General features: G+C 65.4%; 25 protein-coding genes. 14 read left to right on the top strand and 11 right to left on the bottom strand.

The features are described from left to right. On the top strand, nucleotides 1-560 hold a 560-nt coding region (locus ABWO90_RS20115), incomplete at its 5' end, for a TCP-1/cpn60 chaperonin family protein (protein ID WP_353192996.1). A 129-nt stretch (nucleotides 561-689) separates the two neighbouring features. On the opposite strand, the gene ABWO90_RS20110 is transcribed toward ABWO90_RS20115, so the two are convergent. Further along, on the bottom strand, nucleotides 690-1,679 hold the full coding sequence (locus ABWO90_RS20110; protein WP_353192995.1) for a LysR substrate-binding domain-containing protein: 990 nt from the start codon (nucleotides 1,677-1,679) through the stop codon (nucleotides 690-692). A 103-nt stretch (nucleotides 1,680-1,782) separates the two neighbouring features. Between ABWO90_RS20110 and ABWO90_RS20105 the strand changes: the two genes are divergently transcribed. Further along, nucleotides 1,783-2,994 carry an MFS transporter gene (locus ABWO90_RS20105; protein ID WP_353192994.1) on the top strand — a complete coding sequence of 404 codons (1,212 nt, stop codon included), beginning with the start codon at nucleotides 1,783-1,785 and terminating at the stop codon, nucleotides 2,992-2,994. Between the two features lie 102 nt (nucleotides 2,995-3,096). Here ABWO90_RS20105 and ABWO90_RS20100 read toward each other — a convergent pair whose 3' ends face one another. After that, on the bottom strand, nucleotides 3,097-3,633 hold the full coding sequence (locus ABWO90_RS20100; RefSeq protein WP_353193001.1) for a MarR family winged helix-turn-helix transcriptional regulator: 537 nt from the start codon (nucleotides 3,631-3,633) through the stop codon (nucleotides 3,097-3,099). A 116-nt stretch (nucleotides 3,634-3,749) separates the two neighbouring features. Between ABWO90_RS20100 and ABWO90_RS20095 the strand changes: the two genes are divergently transcribed. After that, nucleotides 3,750-4,628 carry an EamA family transporter gene (locus tag ABWO90_RS20095; protein ID WP_353192993.1) on the top strand — a complete coding sequence of 293 codons (879 nt, stop codon included), beginning with the start codon at nucleotides 3,750-3,752 and terminating at the stop codon, nucleotides 4,626-4,628. A 21-nt stretch (nucleotides 4,629-4,649) separates the two neighbouring features. Here the strand turns inward: ABWO90_RS20095 and moaC are convergent, their stop codons facing one another. Next, a complete protein-coding gene (gene moaC / locus ABWO90_RS20090) occupies nucleotides 4,650-5,141 on the bottom strand; it encodes a cyclic pyranopterin monophosphate synthase MoaC (RefSeq protein WP_353192992.1) in 492 nt (163 codons plus the stop codon). A gap of 279 nt (nucleotides 5,142-5,420) precedes the next feature. Between moaC and ABWO90_RS20085 the strand changes: the two genes are divergently transcribed. Continuing rightward, on the top strand, nucleotides 5,421-7,010 hold the full coding sequence (locus ABWO90_RS20085) for a M48 family metalloprotease (RefSeq protein WP_353192991.1): 1,590 nt from the start codon (nucleotides 5,421-5,423) through the stop codon (nucleotides 7,008-7,010). 29 nt (nucleotides 7,011-7,039) lie between these two features. On the opposite strand, the gene ABWO90_RS20080 is transcribed toward ABWO90_RS20085, so the two are convergent. From ABWO90_RS20080 to ABWO90_RS20060, 5 genes are all read right to left on the bottom strand, one after another. Further along, a complete protein-coding gene (locus ABWO90_RS20080; RefSeq protein WP_353192990.1) occupies nucleotides 7,040-7,711 on the bottom strand; it encodes a DUF2946 family protein in 672 nt (223 codons plus the stop codon). A gap of 36 nt (nucleotides 7,712-7,747) precedes the next feature. Continuing rightward, nucleotides 7,748-8,779, bottom strand: coding sequence for a YheT family hydrolase (locus tag ABWO90_RS20075; protein WP_353192989.1), 1,032 nt, complete (start codon nucleotides 8,777-8,779; stop codon nucleotides 7,748-7,750). Nucleotides 8,780-8,795: 16 nt separating this feature from the next. Next, nucleotides 8,796-9,251, bottom strand: a complete 456-nt coding sequence (locus ABWO90_RS20070) for a nuclear transport factor 2 family protein (RefSeq protein ID WP_353192988.1) — start codon at nucleotides 9,249-9,251, stop codon at nucleotides 8,796-8,798. 59 nt (nucleotides 9,252-9,310) lie between these two features. Further along, entirely contained in the window at nucleotides 9,311-10,336 is a 1,026-nt protein-coding gene (gene waaF, locus ABWO90_RS20065; RefSeq protein WP_353192987.1) for a lipopolysaccharide heptosyltransferase II, read from the bottom strand. 101 nt (nucleotides 10,337-10,437) lie between these two features. Continuing rightward, the gene (locus tag ABWO90_RS20060; RefSeq protein ID WP_010808463.1) at nucleotides 10,438-10,635 is read right to left on the bottom strand and encodes a zinc-finger domain-containing protein; all 198 of its coding nucleotides are present in this window, start codon (nucleotides 10,633-10,635) and stop codon (nucleotides 10,438-10,440) included. A 464-nt stretch (nucleotides 10,636-11,099) separates the two neighbouring features. On the opposite strand from ABWO90_RS20060, the gene ABWO90_RS20055 reads away from it, so the two are divergent. From ABWO90_RS20055 to fba, 5 genes are all read left to right on the top strand, one after another. Beyond that, entirely contained in the window at nucleotides 11,100-11,915 is an 816-nt protein-coding gene (locus tag ABWO90_RS20055) for an AzlC family ABC transporter permease (RefSeq protein WP_353192986.1), read from the top strand. Then, a complete protein-coding gene (locus tag ABWO90_RS20050) occupies nucleotides 11,912-12,235 on the top strand; it encodes an AzlD domain-containing protein (protein ID WP_353192985.1) in 324 nt (107 codons plus the stop codon). The genes ABWO90_RS20055 and ABWO90_RS20050 overlap by 4 nt, the downstream gene beginning before the upstream one ends. Nucleotides 12,236-12,321: 86 nt before the next feature. Further along, nucleotides 12,322-13,527 carry a phosphoglycerate kinase gene (locus tag ABWO90_RS20045; protein WP_353192984.1) on the top strand — a complete coding sequence of 402 codons (1,206 nt, stop codon included), beginning with the start codon at nucleotides 12,322-12,324 and terminating at the stop codon, nucleotides 13,525-13,527. Between the two features lie 232 nt (nucleotides 13,528-13,759). Beyond that, complete coding sequence (pyk, locus tag ABWO90_RS20040; protein ID WP_353193000.1) at nucleotides 13,760-15,193, top strand: pyruvate kinase; 1,434 nt, start codon at nucleotides 13,760-13,762, stop codon at nucleotides 15,191-15,193. A gap of 120 nt (nucleotides 15,194-15,313) precedes the next feature. Then, nucleotides 15,314-16,378, top strand: a complete 1,065-nt coding sequence (gene fba / locus ABWO90_RS20035; protein WP_353192983.1) for a class II fructose-bisphosphate aldolase — start codon at nucleotides 15,314-15,316, stop codon at nucleotides 16,376-16,378. Nucleotides 16,379-16,422: 44 nt separating this feature from the next. Here the strand turns inward: fba and ABWO90_RS20030 are convergent, their stop codons facing one another. Continuing rightward, nucleotides 16,423-17,034 (bottom strand): hypothetical protein, encoded by a 612-nt coding sequence (locus ABWO90_RS20030; RefSeq protein WP_353192982.1) that lies wholly within the window; start codon nucleotides 17,032-17,034, stop codon nucleotides 16,423-16,425. A gap of 506 nt (nucleotides 17,035-17,540) precedes the next feature. On the opposite strand from ABWO90_RS20030, the gene ABWO90_RS20025 reads away from it, so the two are divergent. The 5 genes from ABWO90_RS20025 (at nucleotide 17,541) to ABWO90_RS20005 (ending at nucleotide 22,860) form a co-directional block, all read left to right on the top strand. Further along, nucleotides 17,541-18,863 carry a hypothetical protein gene (locus ABWO90_RS20025; RefSeq protein WP_353192981.1) on the top strand — a complete coding sequence of 441 codons (1,323 nt, stop codon included), beginning with the start codon at nucleotides 17,541-17,543 and terminating at the stop codon, nucleotides 18,861-18,863. Between the two features lie 285 nt (nucleotides 18,864-19,148). Continuing rightward, nucleotides 19,149-20,039: a phosphoribosylaminoimidazolesuccinocarboxamide synthase gene (locus ABWO90_RS20020; protein ID WP_353192999.1), complete on the top strand. Its 891-nt coding sequence runs from the start codon at nucleotides 19,149-19,151 to the stop codon at nucleotides 20,037-20,039. Between the two features lie 17 nt (nucleotides 20,040-20,056). Next, nucleotides 20,057-20,563, top strand: a complete 507-nt coding sequence (purE, locus tag ABWO90_RS20015) for a 5-(carboxyamino)imidazole ribonucleotide mutase (protein WP_353192980.1) — start codon at nucleotides 20,057-20,059, stop codon at nucleotides 20,561-20,563. Between the two features lie 41 nt (nucleotides 20,564-20,604). Further along, nucleotides 20,605-21,798: a 5-(carboxyamino)imidazole ribonucleotide synthase gene (locus ABWO90_RS20010; RefSeq protein WP_353192979.1), complete on the top strand. Its 1,194-nt coding sequence runs from the start codon at nucleotides 20,605-20,607 to the stop codon at nucleotides 21,796-21,798. A gap of 3 nt (nucleotides 21,799-21,801) precedes the next feature. Further along, on the top strand, nucleotides 21,802-22,860 hold the full coding sequence (locus ABWO90_RS20005) for an L-threonylcarbamoyladenylate synthase (RefSeq protein WP_353192978.1): 1,059 nt from the start codon (nucleotides 21,802-21,804) through the stop codon (nucleotides 22,858-22,860). A gap of 90 nt (nucleotides 22,861-22,950) precedes the next feature. Here the strand turns inward: ABWO90_RS20005 and ABWO90_RS20000 are convergent, their stop codons facing one another. Then, complete coding sequence (locus ABWO90_RS20000) at nucleotides 22,951-23,862, bottom strand: sterol desaturase family protein (RefSeq protein ID WP_353192977.1); 912 nt, start codon at nucleotides 23,860-23,862, stop codon at nucleotides 22,951-22,953. Between the two features lie 188 nt (nucleotides 23,863-24,050). Then, complete coding sequence (dacB, locus tag ABWO90_RS19995; RefSeq protein ID WP_353192976.1) at nucleotides 24,051-25,625, bottom strand: D-alanyl-D-alanine carboxypeptidase/D-alanyl-D-alanine endopeptidase; 1,575 nt, start codon at nucleotides 25,623-25,625, stop codon at nucleotides 24,051-24,053. Nucleotides 25,626-25,864 lie beyond the last annotated feature (239 nt).

Below are 25,864 nucleotides of genomic sequence, written 5' to 3'. Positions count from 1 at the left end.
AAAAGCTGCAAGAGCGCGTGGCCAAGCTGGCCGGCGGTGTTGCCGTGATCAAGGTCGGTGCCGCGACCGAAGTCGAAATGAAGGAAAAGAAGGCCCGCGTCGAAGACGCACTGCACGCAACGCGCGCTGCCGTGGAAGAAGGCATCGTCCCGGGCGGCGGTGTTGCTCTGCTGCGTGCACGTGTTGCCGTGTCGGGTATCAAGGGCGACAACGCTGACCAGGACGCCGGTATCAAGATCGTCCTGCGCGCCATGGAAGAGCCGCTGCGCCAGATCGTCGCCAACGGCGGCGAAGAAGCCAGCGTGGTTGTGGCCAACGTGATTGCCGGCAAGGGCAACTACGGCTACAACGCTTCGAGCGGCGAGTACGGCGACCTGGTGGAAATGGGCGTTGTGGATCCGACCAAGGTCACCCGCACCGCACTGCAAAACGCCGCTTCGGTCTCGGGCCTGCTGCTGACGACCGACTGCGCCGTTGCCGAACTGCCGAAGGAAGATGCGCCGATGGCCGGCGGCATGGGCGACATGGGCGGTATGGGCGGCATGGGCATGGGCATGTAAGTCTCGCAAGAGACTGCATGACGGGGCGCCGCAAGGCGCTCCCACTGCCTGGTCGCAGGGCTTCGGACTTCGGTCCTCGGGGTCCGCGCCAAAACGGCAACGAGTTCTTCGGAATTCGTTGCCGTTTTTTTATGCCTTCGGCGTTTTCCGTTTTCGCGTCTGCGGTCGCACGGATGTTTCAGTCGAGTGCCTGCCGCCTATCGCTGGCAGTACCAGCGGCGGCGTTTCGGCGACTTCGTTCTGCATCCACTGCCAGAACGCGTGGATCGCCCGCTCACGCGGGTGGTGCTCACGCCAGTTCACGTAGTATTCGAGGCTCGGCGGCACGCAGACGTCGCCGATCTGCACCAGTTCGCCGCGCGCGAGCACGTCGCGCACGAGCAGGCTGCGTGTCGTGGCGACGCCTTGTCCCGCGATGGCGGCGCGCAGCAGCAACCCGGAATCATCGAAGATCGGCCCGCGCGTGGGTTCGTGCGGTGGCAGACCGGCTGCGACTTGCCAGTCGCGCCACGATCGGTACGAGAAGCGGAGCATCGGCAGCTTGGGCGTATCGGCCACCGTGAAATTAGGCACGCGCGCAATCAGATCCGGGTGGCATACGGCGATGACGTAGTCGTCGAGCAGTTTGCGCGTGACAAACCCCGGCTCCTCCACCCGCTGATGCCAGATCCCCACATCCACCGAATACGGGTCGGGTGCCGAAATGTCGGCGTGGATCCGGACGACCAGATCGATGTTCGGATGCTGGTCGCTGAAGCGCCCGAGGCGCGGAATGAGCCACTGCGCCGCCAGATCGGTCATCACGCTGATTTCCAGTCGCACCGTGGCGGGCGATGCCTCCGGGGCGGCCCCCGCCCTGGCTTCGGTCATGGCCTCGTCGAGTTCCGACATGCCGATACGCACGCGCTCCGCCAGCCGCGCGCCAACGCTCGTCGGAATCATGCGAGCACCCACGCGACGGAACAGCGCCGTGCCGAGTTGTTGCTCGAGCGCGCGCATGTGATGACTCACCGCACTGTGCGTTAAATTCAATTCCTCGGCGGCCCGGGTAAAGCTCCGGTGACGGGCAGCTGCCTCAAGCGCACGCAGTGATTGAAGGGGGGGAAGGTGAGAGAACATGAAGTTGAATTTTACTCACAATGCGAGCGCAAAGGTTTCGTTGGCCTCACGACGCCAACAGGCCGACAATTCATACCCAAGCAAATTACTAGGGTATAGCTTCATGTCGAAAGCATTACGCATCTTCGTTCTGTTCGCCTGCGGATACTTCGTCTCCTACGTGTATCGCGGCGTGAACATCGGGTTTGCGCCATTCATGACGCGCGAACTCGGCCTTTCGTCAGCCGATCTCGGTCTGCTCACGAGCCTCTATTTCCTTGGTTTCGCCGGGGCACAACTTCCGGCGGGCGTGTTGCTCGACAAGTTCGGGCCGCGCCGGGTGTCGTCGCTTGTGCTGCTGCTGGCTGCAGCCGGTGCCGCCGTGTTCGGTCTGGCGCAAGGTGTCGTCGCGCTCATGGTGGGGCGTCTCCTGATCGGTGTTGGGGTGTCGGTGTGTCTGGGCAGTGCGTTCAAGGCGCTGGCGCAATGGTTTCCGGTGGCGCGTCTGCCGCTGCTCAACGGGCTGGTGATGGCCGTGGGCGGTCTGGGGGGCGTGATGGTCGGTACGCCGCTGAGCTGGCTGCTTGGGTTCGCGGACTGGCGCGTCGTGTCGTTCGGGCTCGCGGCGCTGACGGTGTTCATGTCGGTCGCGTTGTGGTTGGGCGCGCCCGAGAAGCCGGGTTCGCACGCGCAGGGAGGGCTCTCCGAGGCATTGCAGGGCGTGCGTCAGGTGCTGGGCAGCGCGATGTTCTGGAAGGTGACGTCGCTCTCCGGTATCACGCAGGGCGTGTTCTATGCGATGCAGTCGTTGTGGATGGCGCCCTTCATGCGTGATGTGGAGGGCCTGACGGAGGCGCAGGCGGCATCGCTGGTGTCGGTCGTCGGCCTGGCCATGATGGCTGGCAGTGTGGTGTTCGGCGCGGCCGCGCGTTCACTGGAACGACGCGGCGTGAGCGTATTCGCATTCTCGGGTGCGGGGATGGTCCTGTTCGTGGTGGTGCAGGTCTTGTTGATGATGCGCGCCCCGATCCCGCCGGTCTGGCTGTGGGCGGCTTACGGGATCTTCGGTGGGACGGGCATCCTGTCGTACGCTGTGCTTGCCGAGCACTTCCACGGCACGCTGATCGGACGTGTGAATACGTCGCTGACGCTCGTGATCTTCGTGCTGATCTTCCTGTGTCAGGTCGGTGTGGGGGCCGTGCTGGGCGCGTATGCGGCGCATAGCGCACAGGCGCACTTCACGGCATGGACCGCACTCGTTGTGCTGCAGGTCATGGGGGCGGTGTGGTACTTCTGGCCGCAGCGTCAGGGGGCTTGCGCGCCGACGGCGGCCTGATCGCGCGACTGAGCGATTCGACTACCGGTGTAGCGACGGCCCGCGATGCGGGCCGTTCTGCTTTTCAAGCGTGTATCGCTTGCTGCAATTCGCGCAAGGGATTCACTTCCCCGCTTCCAGCGCGCGCAACCACGCGCTCAATCCCGACTCGATCTCCGCGAGCGACGCCATGGACAGCGGCGCGAGCATCCTGTGTTCGTTGGCGACGTGGGCCTCGACGGCCCGCTCGATCAGTGCGAACCCGGCGTCCGTGAGTTGCACGAGGGTGCTGCGGGCGTCGTCGGGGTTCGGCACGCGCGCGATCCAGCCCCGTGCCTCGAGCCGCTGCAAGCGATGCGTCATCGTGCCTGACGTCACCATCAACGTTGAGAACAGGGCCGTCGGCGCCAGCCGGTAGGGCGTGCCCGAGCGACGCAGCGTCGCGAGCATGTCGAATTCCCATCCGCTCATGTCGAACGTCGCGAACGTGGCGTCGAGCTGTTGCTGCACGAGCGCCGCGCAGCGCTTGAGACGACCGATCACGCCCATCGGCGAGACATCCAGATCCGGACGCTCCCGATGCCATTGCGCGAGGATCGTGTCGACCGCGTCGCCTTGCGTTAGCGGATCGGCGTTTTGCGCCGTCTGCGTGGCCTCCATGACCTTGGCTGTGCGATGCCCCGTGGGCCGGTTCGCCATGTATGACTCCCGTTGTCTTGACTTCAAGACAAAATGATACCAAACTGCAATTTATCTTGAATTGAAGATAAATTGCCATGACGACTACGACCTCACCGATGCCCGTCAGGTGGACCGACGCGCTGCTGACGGCTTTTGCCCCCATGATCTGGGGCTCGACGTACATTGTGACGACGCAACTGCTGCCGCCGGATCGTCCGTTCACGGCGGCGCTGATTCGGGTGTTGCCGTCGGGGCTGTTGCTTCTGCTGTACGCGAGGCGCTGGCCGGCGCGCCGCGATTGGGGGCGCCTGCTGGTGCTCGCGGCGCTGAACATCGGCGCATTTCAGGCACTGCTGTTTGTGGCTGCGTATCGGTTGCCGGGCGGACTGGCGGCGGTGGTGGGCGCGATTCAGCCGCTGCTGGTGATGGCGCTGGCGTGGGGCATCGAGCAGCGGCGTCCGTTGGCGACGACGGTGTGGGCCGCCGTGGCGGGCGTGGTCGGTATGGGCATGCTGCTGCTGTCGCCGGGTACGGTATTCGAGCCGGTCGGAATCGTGGCCGCGTTGGCCGGGGCGGCGAGTATGGCGACGGGAACCTATCTTACGCGTCGTTGGCGTCTGGACATGCCGGTGCTCGCACTCACGGGGTGGCAACTGATGCTGGGCGGGTTGATGCTCGTGCCTGTCGCGTGGCTTGCCGATGCGCCTTTGCCTGCCCTCACGCTGTGGCAGACCTTGGGCTATCTGTACCTGTCGATGGCGGGGGCGTTACTGGCGTACGCGCTGTGGTTTCGCGGCATTGCGCGTCTGACCCCGGTGGCGGTGTCGTCTCTCGGGTTGTTGAGTCCCCTGACGGCCGTGGTGCTCGGGTGGGTGTTGCTCGGGCAGGCCATCAAGGGGGTCGCGTTCGTCGGGCTCGCGATGGTCTTCGCGAGCATTCTGGCGGTGCAGTGGACGGCGTCGCGACGCGGGTGAGCGAAGTGGCGGCGTCGCCGATCAGTTGCTTTCGAGATCCTGCGCGACCCAGTCGCCCGACTTGCCGCCGTGCTTTTCGAGCACACGTACGTCGGTCATGGTCATGCCGCGATCGACGGCTTTGCACATGTCGTAGATCGTGAGCAAGCCGACTTGCACCGCCGTCAGGGCTTCCATTTCGACGCCGGTGCGGCCGATGGTCTCGACCTGGGCGCGGCAGTGAACGGCATTGGCGCCGTCGTCGATCAGAAACTCCACCGTCACACGCGTGAGTGCGAGCGGATGACACAGCGGGATCAGGTCGGCCGTGCGCTTCGCGCCCTGGATGGCGGCGATGCGTGCGATGCCGAGCACGTCGCCCTTCTTTGCCGTACCGGTGCGAACCAGTGCCAGCGTTTCCGGCTTCATCCGGATGGTGCCGCGTGCGACAGCGATGCGATGCGTGCTGTCCTTGCCGCCGACGTCAACCATGTGGGCCTGTCCGGCGGTGTCGAAGTGCGTGAGTTCTGCCATGAGTCGGTGCTGAAAAGATGTCTGTCGCCAGTACGTCGGAGCGGGGCGCCGGGGCGCCTTTCGCGAGCGTGATGGCCGTCTCGTGATGTCGTGTTCGGGGTGTTCGGGCGATGCCGCGGAACGTCCGGGTCTGGCTGCTATCATAGCAGCAGCCCTGAACGATCAGCGCCACGCGGCGCTCCTTGTCATGACGCGTTCGCCTCAATCGTTGCGCGCCTCGATCCGCATGTTTCGCACGTTCCGCATGATCTCCATGCTTCGTCTCTCGCCGCCCCGCGCATGACCGCCATGCCGACGCACGCGCCTGCACAATCCCCTCGCTCGGCATCTCTCGCTCGCACGTCCGGGTGGCGGCGCGTCGTCGCGTGGGCACTGTTGCCTGTCATGATGGCGATGTCGTTCGCGGCAGCCGTCGTGCCGACGCAGGCCGCGGCGCAGGGACTGCCCACGCTTGGCCAGAGTTCGGCGTCCGACCTCTCGCCCGCGATGGAGCGCAAGCTCGGCGAGCGGGTGATGCGCGAAATTCGCGCCGACCCCGATTACCTGTCGGACCTGCTGCTCTCCGACTACGTCAATTCACTGGGTAGCAAGCTGGTGTCGGCTACCCGCAAGGTCGGCCTCGACGCCAGCCAGAGTTTCGAATTCTTCGTCGTGCGCGACGCCGCGATCAACGCCTTTTCGTTACCGGGAGGCTTCATCGGCATCAACACGGGACTGATCGTCGCCACGCGTACCGAGTCGGAACTGGCGTCCGTGGTGGGCCATGAGACGGGGCACGTGTTGCAGCATCACATCGCACGCATGCTGGGCCAGCAGGCGCAAAACTCCTGGATCGCGTTGGGCGGTCTGTTGCTCGGCTTGCTCGCGGGGATCGGCGCGCGCAGTTCGGATCTCGGCATGGGTATCGCGATGGGCGGGCAGGGGCTGGCCGTCGACCGGCAACTGCGCTTCTCGCGGGATGCCGAGCGCGAGGCGGACCGCGTCGGGTTCCAGTTGTTGCAGGCGGCGGGCTTCGATACGTATGCGATGCCGACGTTTTTCGAGCGTTTGCAACGTGCGGATTCGATCAACGAGGCGGGCGTGCCGGAATACGTGCGCACTCACCCGCTGACGACGGATCGCATTGCCGACATGCTCAATCGCTCGCGCAACGCGGGTTACCGTCAGCCGGAGCAATCTCCCGAATATCAGTTCGTGCGCGCGCGCTCGCTGGTCTTGCAGCAGAAGTCGGCCAGCGACTATGCGGCGGTCGCCGCAGCGCAACGTACGGCCATTCGGACCCAGACGGCGTCAAGCGTGGCGGGGGCGTGGTACGCGGTGGCGCTCGCGGAGTACAAGCAAAACCGTTGGGACCCGGCGCGCGAAGCGCTGGAGAAGGCGCGCACGGCCTTTGGCGGCACGGGGCCGGGCACGCCGAGTCTGGCCGTGCTGGCGTCGGACATTGCGCGGGCGTCGGGCAGGGCGGACGAGGCATTGCGGATCGCCTCGCAGGCGCGTGCCGCGTTCCCGCTGTCGCAGGCGTCGGACATGGCCTATGCCGACGCACTGGTTGCGAACCGTCAGATTCCCGAGGCGACGAAATTCCTTCAGGGGCAGGTGGATCGCTATCGCAGCGAACCGGTGTGGTGGCGTGCGCTGGCGGGGGCCTGGGCCGCAGCGGGCAAGCGAGCGCGTCAGCACGAGGCGCTGGCCGAGCAGTACGCGCTGCAAGGCCAATGGATGGCCGCCGTGAGTCAGTTGAAACTCGCGCGCGATGCCGGCGACGCCGACTTCTACGAACTCTCCACCATCGACGCGCGGCTGCACGAGTTCCAGCGTCGCTACAGGGAAGACAAGGAAGAAGAGAAGGACTTCAAGCAGTTCGGGTGAGCGACGACGCTCGTCCGTCAGCACCGCTGTCAGTCGCGCGGTGCCTGCGGATCGCGCTTGAATCCATACGCCTGCGGCAGCGTGCCCGCGTGGACCGTCGCAAGCGGCAGCGAGTCGCCATTGCGCCAGTGCAGCCGCACGGCACCCTTCGCGTCAGCGGTATCATCCGCCGTCTCCGCAAGTTCGAACGCCTGCGGCAGGTCTGATACCTGCGTGAGCAGATCGATGTCGTGATCGTGCAGCAACGCCAGCGATGCACTCGCCTTCGGCACGTTGCCAGCGCCCGCTGTCCCATCGGTCACCGGCGTATCGCCGACGAACGCCACATTGCCGTCTTCGTCGAGCAAACAGGCCGTCGCCGCGAACGAGTGGCCCAACTGGTCCGTCAGCACCGGCGCGCCGCGACCGCCATTCGTCTCGGCATCCCACGTCAGACGCACGACAAACGGCGCGTACGCGAGCGAGACGTACACCCGTTGCGGCCCATTCTGGAAATACCACCGGCCGGCGTCGTCGCTGGCGTAGTTGCGGGCGATAAAGGCGAGCAACGCCGCATGACGGATCGGATCGCCTGCCGTGCCCGCCGCTTGCGCGGCCTCGTCGCGCATGCGCCACTGGCCGCGACGGTCCAGCGCGAGCCAGCCGTAGCAGTGCGGTACGTTGGGCCACTTGGCCATCGCCTGTCGAACGATCTCATCCATTAGGCATCCTCAGCATCTTCATGGCCTGACGCGACCTCATGCCGCGTTCGGCAAAAATTGACGGAAGTAATCGACGACCGTGTGCGGCATCCACGTCATCCCGCCGGGAAACGGGCCACTCATGAAACCGACGTGTCCGCCATGCGCCGGTTGGAGCAAATGCACGTAGCGGCCGACATCGGCTTCGCCGGGCAATGCGCTCGCGGGCTGGAACGGGTCGTTGCGCGCGTTGATGACCAGCGTCGGCACTTCGATGGCCGGCAGAATCGGCTTGCTCGACGCGCGCGTGTAGTAGTCGAACGCACTGAGATAACCGTGCAGCGGCGCCGTCACCACATGATCGAATTCACCGAGATCGCGTGCCGCCATCATCCGCTCGCGGTCAAAAAGTCCGGGGTACTGATCGAGCTTGGCAAGCGCCTTCTTCTTGAGCGTGCCCAGGAAGTTGCGCGTGTACACCATGTTGAAACCGTGCGAGAGCGCCAATCCCCCCGCACGCAGATCGAGCGGCGCCGAGATCGCACAGGCGGCGCTCACCACTTGCGCGGCATGCGCCTCGCGTTCACCGAGCCAGCGCAACAGGACATTGCCGCCGAGTGAAACGCCCGCCGCGAAGATCGGCCCCGACGTATGCGCACGCAAGCGTTGCAGCATCCAGTCGATTTCGGTGCTGTCGCCCGAGTGATAGAAACGCGGCGCACGGTTCATGCGCCCGCTGCAACTGCGGAAGTGAGGAATCACGCCACGCCAGCCCTGCGCTTCGACTTCGCGCATCAGCGTGCGGGCGTAGTGACTGCCGGAGCCACCTTCGAGCCCGTGAAACAGCACGACGAGCGGGGTATCGATGAGACCGTCGGGGGGCGGGGGTGTCTTTTCCGATGCGGGCGGCGCCACCAGCCAGTCGACGTCGACGAAGTCGCCATCAGGCGTGTCCCATGTCTCGCGTCGGAATTCGACGCTCGGGCGACGCCCGAGCAGTGCCGGATAGATCGTCTGGCTGTGTCCGTCAGGCAGCCACCGCGGCGAGCGGAAATCCAGTGGGAGAAATGCCGCCGGGCGTGCTCTCATCGCCTTGCCGTGCCGCTCAGTGCAACCCGTCCGGTCGCGCGTGCATCATCAGGCTGAATTGCTCGACGGCTTGCGGCGGCAGCGGGCTGGAGTGAATGTGCGCGAAACGCCAGTCGCCTTGCTCATGCACCAGCACGTAAGTGGTGTGGATGAGTTGGGCGGTAGTCTGGCCGGCGTCTTCCTTGCCCACGCGCATGGCTTCGGTCGCAGTGTGCACGACCGTGCCGACGGTGTCGTACTCGGTCGTGTCGAGCGAGTCGATCAGCACCACGCTTTGCGTGAACTGCGCGACCAGACCGCTGCGAATCTGTTCGAGTCCGTCCCAACGCGTGCCGTCGGCACGAATGTAGCTCACGAAATCTTCGTTCGCCCAAAGCGACATCGCGCGATCCGTCTGCCCGCGACGCAGCGCGTCGTAGAAAGCGGTGATGGTTTCACTGGCGGCATCGAACAGACGGACAAAGCGTGGCATGAGGATCTACCGTTGAGTGTGACCGGGGCGGGCCGCGCGCGGCACCGCCGTGGGCGGGATCAGCGCTGCGTGAGCAGAATGTTGCGAACGTTCGCGAACACGTGCTCGGGCATTAGCTCGTTCAGGCAACGCGTGTGGCCCAGCGGACATTCGCGGGCAAAACACGGGCTGCACTCCAATTGTAGCCACAGGATATGCGCCTGGTCCGACAACGGCGGCGTGTGGCGCGGATCGGACGAACCGAACAGGGCGATCTGCGGACGCCGCAACGCGGCCGTCACGTGCATCAGCCCCGAGTCGTTGCTCACCACGGCGTTGGCCCGCGCGAGCAGCGCACACGCCTCGGCCAGCGACGTCTGTCCGCAAAGATTGCGCACGAACGGGGCATCGAGCGCGATCTGCTGGGCCAGTGCGCCATCCTTGCCCGAGCCCAGCGCCACGATCTGCGCGTACGGGAACGAGCGTCGAACCAGTTGGGCGAGCTGTGCGAAGTGACCGGGCGGCCAGCGCTTGGCCGGACCGAATTCTGCGCCCGGACAGAACACCACGAGCGGCACGCGCAGGTCGAGCCCGAAGCGCGCATACACACGGGCCGACTCGTTCAGGTCGGCTTCGATGCGCGGCGTGGGCAGCGTCTCGGGCAACTTGGCCCCGGGCGCGAACGCCAGCGCAGCGTAGTGCCGCACCATCGGCGGGCGCTCGTCCTTGCGCGGGTTGGTGTGGCGCACGTTGAGCAGGCCGTAGCGTTGCTCGCCCTTGTAGCCGATGCGCAGCGGAATGCGCGCCAGCCACGGAATCAGGGCCGACTTCAGGGAGTTGGGCAGCACGTAGGCGGCGTCGTAACCCTCGTCGGCGAGCACGCTCGCGAGCCGGTAGCGCTCGAGCGGCTGCAATTTGCCGTGCGCGAGGTCGGTGGCGACGACGCGCGAAATCTCCGGCATGCGCTCCAGCACCGGGGCGACCCAGCCGGGCGCGATCGCGTCGATGGTCAGACGCGGATGCAGACGCTTGAGCAGGGTAAACAACGGCTGCGCCATCAGCGCGTCCCCAATCCAGTTGGGGGCGATCACCAAGGCTTTATGCATCGTGGCGGAGACTCTAAACGTTAAGCGTAGCGATGAAACTGACAGACGACCGGGGCGCGCAGGATGAAGCGCCGCGCCGGTCGCGACAGGCGGCTGACGGCTTAGTGGTGACCCTTGAGCACCACGCCGGCCTTCACGCGATAGCGCGTGCCGCAGTACGGGCAGGCGGCTTCGCCGTGGGTGACGTCGATGAATACGCGCGGATGCGCGCTCCAGGCTTCCATTTTCGGATTCGGGCAGTGGACCGGCAGATCTTCGGCGCCGACTTCGACGACCGGCATTTGTTTGACTTCGCTCATGGGGTGCTTACCGTGATGGATATTCGGAATTCTGTGGATTGCATGGCAAGCACCGGAGTGTGGTCCGACCGGCCCGCTCACCAAAAGTCGCTATTGTAAAGCAGCCGCCGCCCTTTGCGGATGGCCGGGCGTGCACGCCATCACGCCACAGACCGCTTGTACGGTCGTTCCGGCGTGCCTTTCGCCCGACGCGTGGCGCGCGCGCGACACCTCGGGCGTTGCATCTGCAAAAACGAACCGATATACGCCGTGAGCGTAGTAAGCAAATATTTACCGTGGCTATAATGGCCCGTCGTCCGCCGCCAATGATGAACATATTCAGGAGACTCTCCGGCAACCCTGGCGGACGCTGTGACCGCCTGCGGTCATCTTGGGCGTGCCGGGCGCCGTCGGGACCGCTTCGCCCCGCAATGCCAGACCAAGCGCCGTTCGCTGCGGTGCTCGCCCCCCAACCGACCATGCCAATGCTTCGTTTGCCAGCCGCTGAACGTGACGGGTTCGCGGCCGGTTTCCGCATTATTTCGCCGCTTTTACCCGCCATCTTCTCCTGGGGACTCGTGACCGGGGTCGCCATGAGCAAGTCGGTGCTGACCGTGCCGCAGGCCATCGGCATGAGCCTGATGCTGTATGCCGGGTCGGCGCAGCTTGCTTCGCTGCCGCTATTCGCCGCCGGCATGCCGCTGTGGACGATTCTGCTCACCGTCGGCATCGTCAATCTGCGTTTTGTGATCTTCAGCGCTGCGCTCCAGCCGCATTTCTCCTATCTGTCGCTGTGGCGTCGGATCGTGCTCGGCTACGTGAACGGCGACCTCGGGTTCGTGATGTTCATGAATCAGAACTTTGCGAACGGCTATGTGCCGGGCAAAGAGGGGACGTATTACGGCATCACGCTCAGCAACTGGGCGGTTTGGCACGTGTCGTCGATCCTCGGCATCATGCTCGGCGCGCTCGTGCCCGATAGCTGGGGCCTGGCTTTCGCGGGCACGCTCGCGCTCATTCCGATGATGGTGCATACGATCACCAGCCGCTCGACCATGCTGGCGGTCGCGCTGGCGTCCGTGATCGGATTGCTCGCCTTCGACCTGCCGTACCGGCTCAACCTCGTGCTCGGCGTGCTCGGCGCACTCGCCGCCGGCATGGTGTGCGACGAACTCGCGGCGCGTCACGCGAAGAAGCTGGCGCTGGCGCGCCCGGCGGCGCAAGCGGACACCTCGGCAGCTTCTGTCGCTTCGCGCACGGATGGCGCCGCGCCGGGCGGCACAGGGGAGCGCCGTTCATGAACACGTTCGAAATCTGGTTCGCCTTCGTGGCGATGACCGCGATCACCATCGTCACCCGCACATTTTTCCTGCTCGCAGGCGATCGTGTGACGCTGCCGCAACGGTTGCAGCGTGCGCTGCGCTATGCGCCTGCGGCAGCGCTCGCGGTGATCGTCGTGCCAGAAGTGCTGCTGCTCGATCACCAGTTCGCGCTGCATCTGGGCAATCACAAACTGGCGGCGGCCGTTGCGGCCACGGGCTGGTTCGTCTGGCGCCGGAACATGATCGAAATGATCGCGATCGGTATGGTGGTCTATACACTCGGACGACTGTTCCTGTAGGCGGAACCCCTGACCCCCAAAATGGGCATCGGGGCGGTCGGATCAGTTAAAATGCATGTTTTTCCTACCATTTATTCCGGATACTCATGGCTTCCGTCGTACGTCTGACCGATTTGATCGCCCAGGGCCAGCTCGCTGGCAAACGTGTCTTCATCCGCGCCGATTTGAACGTGCCGCAGGACGACGAGGGCAACATTACGGAAGACACGCGTATCCGTGCCTCGGTGCCGGCGATTCAGCAATCGCTCGACGCCGGCGCTGCCGTGATGGTCACCTCGCACCTGGGTCGTCCGTCCGAAGGAGAATTCAAGCCTGCCGACTCGCTCGCCCCTGTGGCCAAGCGTCTGTCGGAACTGCTCGGCCGTGACGTGAAGCTGGTGGCCAACTGGGTCGACGGCGGATTCGACGTGGCCCCGGGCTCGGTGGTGTTGCTCGAGAACTGCCGCGTCAACAAGGGCGAGAAGAAAGACAACGACGAACTGGCGCAGAAGATGGCCAAGTTGTGCGACGTCTATGTGAACGACGCCTTCGGCACGGCCCACCGCGCCGAAGCCACCACGCACGGTATCGCCAAGTACGCCCCGGTCGCCTGCGCCGGCCCGCTGCTGGCCGCCGAACTCGAAGCGCTGGGCAAGGCCCTGAATGCGCCGGCCCGTCCGCTCGTGGCTATCGTTGCCGGTTCGAAGGTCTCGACCAAGCTCACCATTCTCAAGACGCTCGCCGACAAGGTCGATCAACTGATCGTGGGCGGCGGCATTGCCAACACGTTCATGCTGGCGGCCGGTCTGCCGATCGGCAAGTCGCTCGCCGAAGCCGATCTGGTCAGCGAAGCCCGCGCCATTATTGATGCCATGGCCGCGCGCGGCGCGTCGGTGCCGATTCCGACGGACGTCGTGTGCGCCAAGGAATTCAGCGCTACCGCCGAAGCGACCGTGAAGGCGGCTGCCGACGTGGCCGCCGACGACATGATCCTCGACATCGGCCCGCAAACGGCTGCCAAGCTCGCCGACCAACTGTCGGGCGCGGGCACGATCGTATGGAACGGCCCGGTCGGCGTGTTCGAATTCGACCAGTTCGGTCACGGCACCGAGACGCTGGCGCGCGCCATTGCCGCGGCCAAGGGTTTCTCGATTGCCGGCGGCGGCGATACGCTCGCGGCCATTGCCAAATACGGTATTGCCGACGACGTCAGCTATATCTCGACGGGCGGCGGCGCTTTCCTCGAATTCCTCGAAGGCAAGACGCTGCCGGCGGTCGACGTGCTGCAACAACGCGCGGCTCAGGCCAGCTGATCGCGCAAACCCAGGTGGAGCGGGGCTCGCAGGCAGGTTGTATGGTCCGGAAAGCGTTCGAAAATGGTCGTTTCGGCCGTTTTATTGCGAACATCAGAGATCGAATCATACGATTTCGTACGGACAATACAAACTTTTTGGTTAACCTGCGGCGGCCTAAATGCGTTACAAATCTCTTAGCGCCAGCAATGTCGAACGCGCTGCTACCAACGAGGATGAAGAGATGGATGTAATGAACCGCTCCACCAAGATCGTCGCCACCATCGGTCCGGCATCGAGCACGCCGGAAGTGCTCTCGCGCATGATCGCCGCCGGCGTCGACGTTGTTCGCCTGAATTTCTCGCACGGCAAGGCGCAGGATCACATCGAGCGCGCCGAAATGGTGCGCGCGGCCGCGAAGGCGGCTGGCCGGGAAGTGGCCATCATGGCCGACCTCCAGGGACCGAAGATTCGCGTCGGCAAGTTCGAAAACGGCAAGACCACGCTGGAAGCCGGCGCCAAGTTCGTGCTGGACGCCGAATGCGAGCTGGGCAACGACGAGCGCGTTGGCCTGGACTACAAGGAACTGCCGCGCGACGTGCGCACGGGCGACGTGCTGCTGCTCAACGACGGCCTGATCGTGCTGATCGTCGATCGCGTGCTCGGCAGCGAGATCCACACGACCGTGAAGGTCGGCGGTGATCTGTCGAACAACAAGGGCATCAACCGTCAGGGCGGCGGGCTGACGGCCCCGGCGCTGACCGCGAAGGACATGGAGGACATCAAGACGGCAATGGCGCTGGGCGCCGATTACGTCGCGGTTTCCTTCCCGAAGAACGCGACCGACATGGAAATGGCGCGGCGTCTGGCCAACGTCGCGGGCGAGCCCTACGGCATCAAGCCGCTGATGATCGCCAAGATCGAGCGCGCCGAAGCCATTCCGGCGCTCGAAGAGATTCTGGCGGCCTCGGACTGCATCATGGTCGCGCGTGGCGATCTGGCCATCGAAGTGGGCAATGCGGCGGTCCCGGCGCTTCAGAAGCGCATGATTCGTCTCGCGCGCGAGATGAACAAGACGACCATCACGGCCACGCAGATGATGGAGTCGATGATTCACAACCCGGTGCCGACCCGCGCCGAGGTGTCGGACGTCGCCAACGCGGTGCTCGACGGCACCGACGCCGTGATGCTCTCGGCCGAGAGCGCAGCGGGCAAGTACCCAGTCGAGACCATCGAGACGATGGCGGCGATCTGCGTCGAGGCCGAGCGCTCGGAGACGGTGGAACTCGATCGCGACTGGCTGGACCAAACTTTTACGCGCATTGACCAAACGATTGCCGCTGGCGCTCTGTTTACCGCGTATCATCTTGGCGCGAAAGCCATCGTGGCGCTGACCGAATCGGGCGCGACCGCGTTGTGGCTGTCCCGTCACAAGATCCATGTCCCGATTTTTGCGTTGACCTCGCAGTTGAGCAGCCATCGCAAGATGGCGCTGTATCGCAATGTCTACGCGATGCGTGCCGACGTGACGCACGACCGCGATCATGCGCTCAAACAGGCCGAGCAGTTGCTGCTCTCGAGCGGTGTGGTCAAGCGCGGCGACACGATCGTGTTGACGGTGGGCGAGCCGATGGGACAACCCGGTGGCACCAATACGTTGAAGATCGTCCAGGTGGGTCACGCATGACGATGTGGGCCGCGCGAGCCCGGCGAAGGCATATGCCGCGCCGCTCGCGAGCCGTCGTCATGGGGGGCGCCTCTGGATCGAGGAAAGATTTGATTAGTTTTTGATTCCAAGGAGAACATCATGCCCCTAGTCTCTATGCGACAGCTGCTGGACCACGCCGCCGAAAACGGCTACGGTCTGCCGGCCTTCAACGTCAACAACCTGGAGCAGGTTTCCGCCATCATGGCCGCCGCCGACGAAGTCGGTGCGCCGGTCATCATGCAGGCTTCGGCCGGTGCGCGTAAGTACGCTGGCGAAGCGTTCCTGCGTCACCTGATCTCGGCTGCCGTGGAAGCCTACCCGCATATCCCGGTGGTGATGCACCAGGATCACGGCCAATCGCCGGCCGTGTGCATGGCCGCAATCAAGAGCGGCTTCTCGAGCGTGATGATGGACGGTTCGCTCGAAGCCGACGGCAAGTCGGTCGCCAGCTACGAGTACAACGTCGAGGTGTCGAAGAAGGTCGTCGAATTCTCGCACTACATCGGCGTGACGGTGGAAGCCGAGCTGGGCGTGCTGGGTTCGCTCGAAACGATGAAGGGCGACAAGGAAGACGGTCACGGCGCCGACGGCACCATGACCCGCGAGCAACTCCTGACCGACCCGGATCAGGCTGCCGACTTCGTGCACCAGACGCAGTGCGACGCGCTGGCCATCGCCATCGGTACCTCGCATGGCGCGTACAAGTTCAGCCGCAAGCCGACGGGCGACATTCTCGCCATCGACCGCATCAAGGAAATCCACCGTCGCATTCCGAACACCCACCTGGTGATGCACGGTTCGTCGTCGGTTCCGCAGGAACTGCTCGCCGAGATCCGTGAATTCGGCGGCGACATGAAGGAAACGTACGGCGTGCCGGTCGAAGAGATCGTTGAAGGCATCAAGCACGGCGTTCGCAAGATCAACATCGATACCGACATCCGTCTGGCCATGACCGGCGCGATCCGTCGCTATCTGTTCGAAAACCCGAGCAAGTTCGATCCGCGCGACTACCTCAAGCCGGCCCGCGAAGCGGCCAAGCTGGTGTGCAAGGCGCGCTACCTGTCGTTCGGCTGCGAAGGCCAGGCCAGCAAGATCAAGCCGGTCGCCCTCGAGAAGATGGCCGAGAAGTACAAGAGCGGTGATCTCGCTCAGATCGTGAAGTAAGCAACGACATCAGACGCCAGACGCGCAACGGCGCGTCTGGGCCGTCAGGTCGCAGGCCCGGCTTTCGCCAGCACTCGCTGGAACAGAAGCCGGGCCTTTTCTTTTGGCATCTGCAACTGGAACTTGCCGCCCAGTTCCGAGCGGATCGTTGCCGTGAGCATCTCCACGCCATCGACGATCAGCGTCATCGGCTCGTTCATGTGCTGGCGCGAGAAGTCGCGCATGCGGGTGGTCGCGCTGTCGCGCAGGCTCATGGTAATGACGACGTCGACATCCTGCCCGGCGCCGCCGTTCTGCGCAGGAAATTGCAATCCCAACTGTTCGATGTCGCGCGCCGCGTAGAGGGCGAAGCGCGGAATGTCGTCGTCGTCTTCCGGCGTGGCGATGGCGATCAGGCGCGGCAGCACGGGGCGGTCGTTGGCGTCACCCGGGGCGGCCTGCGTCGCCGATGCCCCGCTTGCGGGGGCGGCATGCCTGACACTCCCTGCGCTCCCGCCAACTGGCCGGTGGGCCGGCGCATGGGCCGTTGCGCCCGGCGACGACGCGGTTTGCGCTATCGCGGGCAGGCTGCCCAGCGCCAGCAGAGCGGCGAGCCACGCGGTACAGGCACCGGCGCGTGTCAGCCACACCGCGCGGGGCATCGATCCGATCCTCATGGCAATCCCCTTGTCGCTGATACCGCTTCACCGCTATTGCCGCTATCGCCGTGCTTGCAGCGCCCGCCACCGTGGCCGTCACCGGCACGTGGACGATTCCATTCTAGGCAACATCCGGCCCGGGAGTGAGCGATGTCCCGGCCGTCTCGCCGGTGCAAAGCAACAGCCCGGAAACGGATCCGGAAGCGGGGTTCGACCGCGGGTGGCAGGCTTCGCGATCGCCTGCCAACCCGGCCGTCGAAACGCGCTTTCCGGAGACACCGATGCCAATGCATTTCCCTTCCACCGTCGCCAGATTTCTGGGGATTTCCCGTGCTGAACCAACGTCCGCGTCGCGGCAGTCGTCCAGTGAGATGGCGTCGGACATGACCCGCGTGCGCCATCGTCCGCCAGACAATTCATTGCTGCGAGGGAGCGCAGATCCGGGCCGACACGTGCAGTCGCCCGAACCGTCCAGATCTGCCAGACCGGGGCCGAGAGCGGCCGACCGACGGCTCGACAGCGCCGTGCCTAACGCCCGCGCACCTCGGCCGATGCTCCTGTGGGGAACACGTGATCGCGCACCGGACTGGTGCGCGCAGAACGCCGAGGAGCGAGCCAGCCATCAGTCGTGGGCGGACCACTACGATGTCGACACGTCGAACCTGATCCTGGTGGATGGCAAGTGCACCCGCTACGGCCTGGTCACGCTGGGCGACCACCGATTCATCGTGGGGCCGACGGCGTCGCCCGTCGAGGCGGGCACGCTCACCCGTCTGTTAAGCGCCAACCGGCAAATCGGGGCGGTTTTCTGTGTGGAACCCGGTGTCATGCGCGACCCGGGTCGATCCGAAGGGAGCGCAACGCGATCCGGCTACCGTCAGCGTCCGATCGGTGATTACATCCAACGCATCTCGCGCGGGCAGCCCGCCGAGGGAGGGGACCCGGGCCAGTCCTCTCGTCGTGGCGGCGGCCTGTCCCACGTACAGTTCAGCGAGTTCGAAGGCATGGAGGCGCCCGACGTCACGATCACCGGCACGTCGCTCTGGACTGCGGGGCATGGTGTCGCGGACTTCATGCGGCGACATCCCGGCAAGCTCGTCATCATCTGCTCGGAAAACGGTATCGCGCGTCCGTGTGCCGTGATCGCGAGCGCCGCGTTGCAGCTCGCGGGCGGCGACGTCAAATTGCGCGAGGACGTCTCGGGCGCGGTCGCCCGGCAGCGTTCGCATGTGAGCAATTGCTATGTCGACGTGGGGGCACGGAACGTCGATCTCGTTGCGGAGCTCGCGACCTTTGCCGGCATGCTGCGCGCGCCGATCGGGGACAAACGGGCGCTGCGAGGTCAGGTGCAAGCGCTGCTCGACCAACTGCGGGAGCTGAAGGTGATGGTCGCGCGCGACGCCGGCGCCATCCTGAAAAGCGATGCGTTGTGTCGCAAAATGGCGTCGGCGCTCGAGGAGAATTTCGCTTTCGTCGCGCCACTGCTGACGTCGGACGCCCTGCCATCCGGCACGGCCCTGCTTCGACTGCGTGACAGCGAGCATGTGGTCGGACGCATGACGTTCCTGGCCGACGACTACGTGCACGGGCACACGGATCGGATTTCGCTGGAGCCAATCGAACCGAGCGACCCGAATGCGGTTCGCCTCGTGACGCCCGACGATAACGGTCTGGTCAGCGACAACAAGTATTACGACATGGCGTCTGTGGCGGACTGGTATCGGCAGTGCATGGACCGCGACGGGATGATGTCGCATCCGATTACGCGTCAGGAAGTTGTCGCGTTGCTCGTGCCGGCGTCGCAGCGCAAACGTTTGGCATCGACAATTCACCGCTCGCCCGAATGAGCGCTGAAGACCTCGGAAACGGGGGGAAGGCCCCGGAAAGACGTCAATAGGCCCATAGCGCGCTCTACTCGCCGGTAGTGGCGCTGAACGGTGCCTGACAGCGGCGCAAGGGCTTCCGTGTGGCTTCTTTGTGGCGTCCCTATGGCGTTCCTATGGCGTTCCTCCGGCGTCCCGACCGGGCCCGGCATCGCGCCGGGCCCACATCTTCGTGAAACGCCCCCCGACGCGCGTATAATTACGCCTTTGCCCTTCCTGATATTGGGTCCCGCCGTGACTACCCCCGCTCTGAACGCCCTGTACGAATCCTCCCTCAAGAGCCTGCCGCTGCTCTCGCGCGGCAAGGTGCGCGACAACTACGCCGTTGGCGACGACAAGCTGCTGATCGTAACGACGGACCGCCTCTCGGCGTTCGACGTGATCATGGGCGAGCCGATTCCGGGCAAGGGCCGCGTGCTCAACCAGATGGCCAACTTCTGGTTCGACAAACTCGCGCACGTGGTGCCGAATCACCTGACGGGCGTGTCGCCCGAGTCCGTCGTCTCGGCTGACGAAGCCGCGCAGGTCGCCGGACGCGCCGTGGTCGTCAAGCGTCTGAAGCCGATTCTCGTGGAAGCGGTGGTGCGGGGTTACCTGGCCGGCAGCGGCTGGAAGGACTACCAGGCCACTGGCGCCGTGTGCGGCGTGAAGCTGCCGGCCGGCCTGCAAAACGCGCAGCAACTGCCCGAGCCGATCTTCACCCCGGCGGCCAAGGCCGAACTGGGCGAGCACGACGAAAACATCAGCTTCGACGACATGATCGGCCGCGTCGGCCGTGAGCTTGCCGAGCAGATTCGCGACATCTCGATCCGTCTGTACAAGGAAGCCGCCGCTTACGCTGCCACGCGCGGCATCATCATCGCCGACACGAAGTTCGAATTCGGTCTGGACGACGATGGCAAGCTGCACCTGATGGACGAAGCCCTGACGGCCGACTCGTCGCGCTTCTGGCCGGCCGATTCGTATGCCGTGGGCAGCAACCCGCCGTCGTTCGACAAGCAGTTCGTGCGCGACTGGCTCGAGACGCAGCCGTGGGGCAAGACGCCGCCTGCGCCGAAGCTGCCGGACGAAGTCGTCGAGAAGACGGCCGCCAAGTACCGCGAGGCGCTCGAGCGCCTGACCGGCCAGCAACTGGCCTGAGCGGGGCACTGAAGAACATGAGCGACAAACAAGCCGTGGCCCCGCGCGTTGGCGTGGTAATGGGGTCCAACTCGGATTGGGAAGTGATGAAGAACGCGGCCGCGATCCTGGCCGAGTTCGGCGTGCCGTACGAGGCGCAGGTCGTCTCGGCGCACCGCATGCCGGACGACATGTTCCGTTATGCCGAAGCCGCCCGTGAGCGCGGCCTCGTCGCGATCATCGCCGGAGCCGGCGGTGCCGCGCACCTGCCGGGCATGATCGCCGCGAAGACCACCGTGCCCGTGTTGGGCGTGCCGGTGCCGAGCAAGTACCTGCGTGGCGAAGACTCGCTGCTCTCGATCGTGCAGATGCCCAAGGGCGTGCCGGTCGCCACGTTCGCCATCGGCGAAGCCGGTGCGGCCAATGCCGCGCTGTTCGCGGTGTCGATGCTCGCCGCCGACGACAAGGCGCTGGCCGACAAGCTCGACGCCTTCCGTGCGAAGCAGACCGAAGCCGCGCGCGGCATGACGCTGCCGGCGCTGTAAAAGAAAAGATTGTCCCCGCTACTGTCAGCGCCTCAACCAAGATGAATTCTGCCTCCGCTGCGCCCGTCCTTCCCGGCCAATGGCTGGGAATGCTGGGCGGCGGCCAACTCGGCCGCATGTTCTGTTTCGCCGCTCAGTCGATGGGCTACAAGGTCTGCGTGCTCGATCCGGACCCGCGTTGTCCGGCCGGCGCCGTGGCCGACCGCCTGATCGTTGCCGACTACCGTGACGAAACCGCGCTCGCCGAACTTGCCGCGCTGTGCCCGGCCGTGTCGACCGAGTTCGAGAACGTGCCCGCGCAGTCGCTCGACTTCCTCGCACAAACCACGAGCGTGAGCCCCGCCGGGCGTTGCGTCGCGATTGCGCAGGACCGTGTCGCCGAGAAGCGTTTCATCGAAAGTTGCGGCGTGCCGGTGGCCCCGCACCTGGTCATCGAATCAAACGACGCACTCGCCGCGATTGGCGACGCCGCCATCGCGAGCGTGCTGCCCGGTATCCTGAAGACGGCCCGCATGGGCTACGACGGCAAGGGGCAGGTGCGCGTGAATACGCCTGCCGAGGCGCGCGACGCCTATACCGCGCTGGGCGGTGTGCCGTGCGTGCTGGAGAAGCGTCTGTCGCTCGCTTTCGAAGTGTCGGTGTTGAGCGCACGCGGTAAGGATGGCGCAGTCGCCACCTATCCGCTCGCACAGAACGTTCACATCGACGGCATTCTGGCTACGACGACCGTGCCCGCGCCCGACGCGGCCCCGGCACTGGCCGACGCCGCTCGTGCCGCCGCCGCGAGCATTGCGTCGCAAATGGACTATGTGGGTGTGCTCTGCGTGGAGTTCTTCATCCTGACGGATGGCACGCTCGTCGCCAACGAAATGGCACCGCGTCCGCACAACAGCGGCCACTACACCATCGACGCGTGCGCTGCGAGCCAGTTCGAGCAGCAAGTGCGTGCGATGGCCGGGCTGCCGCTCGGCGAGACGCGTCAACACTCGCCGGCCGTGATGCTCAACGTGCTTGGCGACGTGTGGTTCGAAGGCGCCGGGAAGGATCAGCCGCGCACGCCCGCGTGGGCTGCCGTGGCGGCGCTACCGTCTGCACGCGTGCATCTCTACGGCAAGGAAGACGCGCGTGTCGGCCGCAAGATGGGGCACATCACCTTCGCCGGGGCAACGCTCGACGAAGCACGTGCAGCCTGCGTGTCGGCGGCGGCAAGCCTCGATATCGCGCTGGAAGACTGACCCATGACGTCTGCGCCGCAGCAAGCCCCGCGTATCGTCATGCCGTCGGCCGAGGCGATCCAGCAAGCCGCCACGCAGTTGGCGGCCGGTGAACTGGTCGCCTTCCCGACGGAAACGGTCTACGGGCTCGGCGGCGACGCGGAGAATCCGGCTGCTGTCGCGGCCATCTACGCCGCGAAGGGCCGACCGGCGAATCACCCGGTCATCGTGCATTTTTCGCCGGACGGCGATCCCGGCTACTGGAGCGACAACGTCACGCCGGAGGCGCGCAAGCTGATGGACGCGTTCTGGCCCGGCCCGCTCACCCTCATTCTCAAGCGTGCACCGCACATCCCCGACGCCGTATCGGGCGGACAGGATTCGGTCGGGCTGCGTTGCCCGTCGCACCCGGTGGCGCAGGCGCTGCTGCGTGCGTTCGAACAGATCAAGGGCGGGCAGGGCGGTGTGGCAGCCCCGTCGGCCAACCGTTTCGGTCAGGTGAGCCCGACGGCCGCGCAGCACGTGCGCGACGAATTCGCCGGACTGCCGGGCGTTACCGTGCATGTGCTCGACGGTGGCGAGGCGGCTGTCGGCATCGAGTCGACGATCGTGGATCTGTCACGCGGTTTCCCGGCGCTGCTGCGCCCGGGCCACATCACACCGGAGCAGATTGCGGATGTGCTGGGCGAGATGCCCCGTCTGCCGGGGCAGGATGCCAATGCCCCGCGTGCGTCGGGTACGCTCAAGGCACACTACGCGCCGCGCACGCCGCTGTATCTGTGCGATGCCGACCAGTTCGCCCCGGCACTCGCCGTGCGCCCTGCAGGCGAGCGTGTGGCGGTGGCGGCCTTCGCCCCGACGCTCGCAACGTTGCCTGCCGACGTCGCGGCAAGCGGCGATCTCGTGCAGATCGTGCTGCCCGCCACACCGGCGGCGCTCGCGACCGATCTGTACGCGATGTTGCGTCGTCTCGATCGCGCCAACGTCACGCACATTCTTTTCGAGCGTCTGCCGGACACGCCGGCATGGGCGGCGGTCGGCGACCGTCTCGGCCGCGCTGCGGCCGCGTTCGAGCGTCAATAAAAGGCAAGCCGCAGGCCGGCAGCGCGTAGGTCGCGCTGCATCGGCATCGGCATCGCCGGGCGCCGGGCCGCTGTCAGCGCAGCGTCGTGGTCAGAGCACTTTGCGCGACGCTCCCACGCTTCCCACGTCCCCCACGTTCTCCGGCACGGCCGACGCTGCGTGCGTCGCCTGCCATGCGTGTCGCCACTCCGGCGGCCCGAACAGCGCCATCCACTTGTTTCGCCAGCCGGGCATCGTCACGACATCGCGTGCCATCGTGCGCCATTCGTGAAACGTCAGCGTGAGCGGATTGTGCGTATGGATCTGATCCACGATGCCGTATTCGCACGGCTCCGTTTCGCTTTCCTCCACGAACGAGCCGAACAGCCGATCCCAGATGACGAGCACGCCCGCGTAATTGCGATCGATGTAACGAGGATTGCGCGCGTGGTGCGCACGATGAATCGACGGCGTGTTCAGCACATACTCCAGCCATCCCAGTTTTGGAATGGCCTGCGTGTGCACGAAGAACTGGAACGCGAGATTGAGCAGCACCACACCGACGATCTGCGTGGGTGTGAAGCCGATGAGCGCCATCGGTGTCCAGAACAGCCACATGCCCGCGACCGGATACATCAGGCTTTGCCGGAACGCGGTCGACAGGTTGAGCCGCTCCGAAGAGTGATGCACCACATGTGCGGCCCATAACCACCGGATCCGGTGACTGGCCCGATGGAACACGTAGTAGAGCAAGTCCTGCACGACGAAGAGCAGCAGGAAGCCGAGCCAGCCCGACGGCATCGTGTAGATGCGGTGATGATCGTAGAGCCACGCATAGAACGGCACGATGAGCAGCCATGCCAGCTTGTCTGCGCCCTGATGCATGAGCGCGAGCGTGGCGTTGCTCACGGTGTCCTTCAGGCTGTACATGCCGGGGCGACGGCGTCGCCAGTACCACGCCTCGATGCCGATGCACAGCACGAATACGGGCGCGAGCGCCAGCAGGATCAACTCGACGTTCATGACCTCGCGTCTCCTCACGATTGGGTCATCTGAACCGGTGCCCCTGCATCTCGTTTCGCTGGCGCAGGTGGCACCGATGGAACGTCTATTCTGACGCGAATGCGACCGTAGAACGCGTCCGTTAGAGGGAAACGTCAAATCCGGTGTCTTTCCCCGGTGCCCGCGGGGCGTACCGAACGTCCGGCGTATCAGGGGGCGTGCTCGTACACCCAGGAGATGAGCGCGTCGTTGAAGCCGCGCGCGTTGCTCGCGTGCAGGTCGTTGACGAGCGAGACCACCACGTAGACGTTGCCCGAGCGCGTGCCGACGTAGCCGGCGATGGCGCTCACGTCGTCGAGCGTGCCGGTCTTGATATGGGCGTTTCCGGCCACATCGCGGTTCGTCAGGCGGTTGCGCATGGTGCCGTCCACGCCGACTGTCGGCATCGATTCGACGAGCACCTGCCCGGTCGGGCTGTTGATGCCGTGTTGCAGCAAACCCGCCAGCTCGGTGGCGCTCACGCGCTCGATGCGCGACAGGCCGGAGCCATTCTCGACGACGAGACCCGGCATGGCGAGATCGTTCTTGTCGAGCCAGCGATCGAGCACCTCGCGCGAGCGGGCGATGCTCGCGGGACGCTTGTTGTTGTCGGCGGCGAGCCCGAGCGTGAGGAACAGCTGACGCGCCATCACGTTGTTGCTGAACTTGTTCATGTCATGCACGACTTCGGACAGCGGCTGGCCGTGGTGCGTCACGAGCAGACGCGCCCCGGGCGGCACGACGCCCGTGCGCACGTTGCCGTTGAACTGTCCGCCGGAGGCCTGCCATAACGCGCGGAAGCCGCCGAGGAAGAAGCGATCGCGATCGGGCGCGGCCACGTTCCAGCCCTTGTCTTCGCAAGACGCCGGATAGGCGCCCGAGAAGTGCGCGACATAGGCGCCGTCGGGCGTGGTATTGAGCGTGGGATGCATGCGGGTGAGCCAGTCGCCGCAGTTGCCGGTGGGCGTCGCAGCCATCTCGTTGGCGACCTGCAGGTTGGCCAGCGGCGGCAGCACGTTCACGTCGACCGTGCCGTTTGCATTCCCGACGAAGCTGAACGACATGGCCTTGAAGGAGTACAGCAGCGCGTCCGGCGCGACGTTGTACGGCCGGTCGTCGCCGCCGTCGATGGCGCCCTGCGCGCCAATGTCCGAGCTATACGCCGAACGGTCGAGCACGATGTCGCCGTTGATGTTTGTCACACCGGCGTTGCGCAGCTCGGCGACGAACTTCTCCATTTCCTCGGGCACGAGCTTCGGATCGCCCGAGCCTTTGAAATACAGATTGCCGTTGAGCGTGCGGCCATCCGACGCGCCGTCGGTGAAGGCCTGCGTGCGCCAGCGGTAATCGGGGCCGAGCATGTCGAGCGCGGCGATCGTCGTCACCAGCTTCATCGTGGACGCCGGATTGCGCGGCACGCCGGGGTTCATCGCGAGCAACGGCGCGGCAATGCGGCCACGCGTTTGCAGCGGGTTGTCGACCTTCGCGACGATCACGCTCACATGCGCGGCGGGCACCTTGCTGGCGGCGAGCGCGCGCGCGAGTTCCGGCGGCAACGGTGTCGCGCGTGCGGCTGTGGCCGGCACCTTGGGCACCTTCGCGTGCTTGAGCGGTTTGGCATGCACGGGGGCGCAAGCGAGCATGGCGACGGCCAACACGGCGGGCAGGGCACGCAGAACGCGCGAAGCAGACGAAGCAGGATGCGTGACGTGGGACGAGCGGCGGGGCAAGCGTGGAACGCGCATGACGGGCGGGATTCTCCAGTAGTGCGGGCTGACCGGACACGCATCGCGGGCGTCGCCCCCGACGTTCGCGGAGGGCGCTCGGGGCGGGAATGCACGCGACGCGCACAATGCCCGGGCAATGCGGTGCAGAGACAGCGGTGAAGCGGTAATTTGGATGGCGGCACCGCGAAGTGCGTCGGACAGGCGCGGTACGATGCGTGTCATTGTAAGTCGGTCGCGCGACGAACTGTCGCTACAAT

This window comes from Pandoraea pnomenusa, from assembly GCF_040391475.1.
Classification (GTDB): domain Bacteria; phylum Pseudomonadota; class Gammaproteobacteria; order Burkholderiales; family Burkholderiaceae; genus Pandoraea; species Pandoraea pnomenusa_C.
The sequence above is the reverse complement of the archived record's forward strand: the minus strand, read 5'-3'. Positions and strand labels throughout refer to the sequence as shown.